The organism is Actinacidiphila oryziradicis, assembly GCF_005047355.1.
GTDB lineage: Bacteria > Actinomycetota > Actinomycetes > Streptomycetales > Streptomycetaceae > Actinacidiphila > Actinacidiphila oryziradicis.
In genome coordinates, this window is sequence record NZ_SUMC01000282.1 from 1 (window position 1) to 2,618 (window position 2,618).

2 protein-coding genes and 1 pseudogene are annotated in these 2,618 nt (G+C 68.7%); all 3 read left to right on the plus strand.

The features are described 5' to 3' along the window. Nucleotides 1-533: 533 nt before the first annotated feature. Complete coding sequence (locus FCI23_RS55150) at nucleotides 534-830, plus strand: hypothetical protein (RefSeq protein ID WP_136731688.1); 297 nt, start codon at nucleotides 534-536, stop codon at nucleotides 828-830. An 883-nt stretch (nucleotides 831-1,713) separates the two neighbouring features. Beyond that, on the plus strand, nucleotides 1,714-2,343 hold the full coding sequence (locus FCI23_RS55155) for a hypothetical protein (protein WP_136731689.1): 630 nt from the start codon (nucleotides 1,714-1,716) through the stop codon (nucleotides 2,341-2,343). Further along, nucleotides 2,340-2,618: pseudogene (locus tag FCI23_RS59075) on the plus strand (ferredoxin reductase); the annotation flags it as partial. The gene FCI23_RS55155 and the pseudogene FCI23_RS59075, both read left to right, overlap by 4 nt.

Here is a 2,618-nt window from a genome sequence, read left to right on the forward strand (position 1 = left end):
GATGGCCGCCAGCGGTCAACTGCTGGAACTGCCAGCGGTAGGAATCTTCGCCTGCTCCCACCTATCAACGTCGTTGCGGCCCCCGACGATGCCAGCGCCGGATCCACGCCGCGGCCGCCCTTTGTCGCTCAACCGCCTTGCACGCAACCGCAGAACGCCGCCACCGCCCGTGCCCCCGGACGGATCGGGTGAGCGTGACAAAGCCGCGAGTCGCATTCCCCTCTCCCGCATCGACGGGAAGGTCATGAGATCGTCCCGGGACCGTCACCAGCAGCCGGTGCCCCACCGTGCCCGGTACCCCGGACGAATGGACCACAGCCGTCGTCCGGACCGGAAGTCCAGCGGCCCTGCCGCAATAGCGGCAGCTGTGCGCCTCAATTGGCTGCGCCGACAGAAAAAAATCTTCCGGACAAGCAATAAGGAAGGGATAAGTCTGACAAACCAGGTGAATATACCTATTAGTTCGTGAATGGCACCCGGGTAGACGATGCCCATGCGTCTTCCCACCTGCCAGTAAGGGAAGGAGGTGAACCATGAGCGACATCGCGCAGCAGCCCCCTTCGGCTGACGAGGCCGAGACCGCACCTGCCGAAGGTGAGCGGCCTGCAGCCGAGACGGCTGAAGCGGCTGAGACGGAGGCCCCTGAAACCCCTTCGGCGGACGAGGCCGAGACCGCACCTGCCGAAGGTGAGGAGCCTGCAGCCGAGACGACCGAGGCGGAGGCCCCCCCAACCGTCGAGAGCGGTGACGAGGAGAGCCCCGAAGAAGCTGGAACCGAGGAATCAGAAGCTACAGCAACCGACAGTGGGCAATCCTCAGATGAGGAGTGATTTCCTGTGCGGCACGAACCGTCGCACAGAACTCGCGGAGATATTCATCGCATGACAACTGGAGCCGCCGCCGGTATCGCCCAGCGGCGGCTCCCCGCAAGGCAGAGCTCGGTCCGCAGCAAAGCAACGCACCGGGCGGCCGAGCCGGTCGCCGGCCGGACGGTCTCTATACCGCCGGCCGACCCGTAAAGGACCGAGCGCGGCCGCGATGACGGCACCGGCGGTGCTTTGACTCATCCCGTGGCTGGCTCACGAAAGCCGTGCTGGATGGGCAGGACAGGGCAGCTGTTGCCCCAGTGGTGACTGTGGTCGATCGCATGCTGTGGCTGGGCCATGAGCCGGAGCATTCCCCGTGTGCCTTCACGGGGTCGCTGGAAGTCCGTGACGGAGTCCGTACTTTCACCCGTTTGGGTCAACGCCCTGGCGCCGGTTGACACGCGCGGCTGCACGGTGGCGGATGGGCAACCGGTCAGGTTCGCGGCCGGGCCCGCTGATCGCGGCGGCTTCGCCCACCGGGAAGTACCGGCAAATCCTGGAGCGCCACGTCGCCGACGCCCAAGACCATGTCAGCAGCATCGATGAACACGTGGAGCAGCTGCGGCCGCACGACCCGCTCCGGGATGCCCTCGACCGGGTGCGTGACTTCGCCGGGCAGGCCACCCGGGTTGCCCGGCCGTGGCTACCTGCCGGGCCGGCGAAAACATCGCCCGGGAGGCCGACGATGCCGTCGGCGCGGAGCTGCTCGGCTCGATCCGCCGCCACGACAAGGAACTGCTCCAAGCGTTCGGCGGCAGCCTTGCAGAGCACGCCACGGCGGTGGCAGCCTCGAACGGCGGCCGCTCCGCGGAGCGGGTCGGCTCCACCGGGGCCACCCAGGCGGTCCGTGCCGGTTGGCCTGCGGGAGACGGTCGCGGGTGCGATCCGGCGGTTGCCCGGCGTGACCCGGATGTGGAGCGAGTTGAAGGGAGCCGCGGTAGCGGAGAACGAGCTGCCGATTCCCGGCTACGGCGAACTGACCGCCATCGAGGTCACCGACCGGCTGCCCCGCCTGTCCCAGGCCGACCTGGCCACGATCGACGGCTACGAGCGGGCCCATGCGGGCCGTTCCACGGTCCTGAACAAGATCGCGGACCTGCGCGGGGACGAGCCCTGGCCCGGTTACGACTCCATGAAGGCCGACCGCCGGCCCGGCGCGGGGCGAGCCGGCGGCTTGAAGCGTATGTACAGCCCCGTCACAGGGGCGCCGGGGCCGATGCGGTCGGCCGGCCTTGCTTCTCCCGGTTTGCGCTGGCCGCCGGCGGCAGGAGGATGTACCAGGGGCCCTGTTCACGAATCTGTCTGTTCGGGCTGCCCACCATGGGGCGTGAACGGACGACCCCGCTGCCCCGGTCCGCGCGCCTTCGACCGTGACAGCGCCGGTCCCCTACGGGTCGTCGTCCGGGATCGCCGGCCCGTCCGCCCTTGCATCTGCGGCGCGGTGCAGATGGGGGACTACCACGGGAGGTCACGTTGATCGCCACAGCCTGGTGCGGCCGTCGGCTGGCGAGGGCAGCCGAGTGGCTGACCACGCCCCTGCTGCCCGAGGACTACCTCGGACTTGTCAATCCCCTGTGGTCTGCTTCCGAGCCGCGCGGATGCGTCGAAAGCGTCAGGCGCGAGACCGCGGATACCACCACGCTGCTGATCCGGCCCGGCCGCGGTTGGGCCGGCCACCAACCCGGACATCACCTCCGCGTGGGAGTGGAGATCCAGGGAGTGCTCCACTGGCGGGTCTACTCGATCACTTCC

Bases quoted from the DNA above. Each gene is read 5' to 3' on its own strand.
- FCI23_RS55150 (WP_136731688.1), top strand. From the start codon at position 534: ATGAGCGACATCGCGCAGCAGCCCCCTTCGGCTGACGAGGCCGAGACC.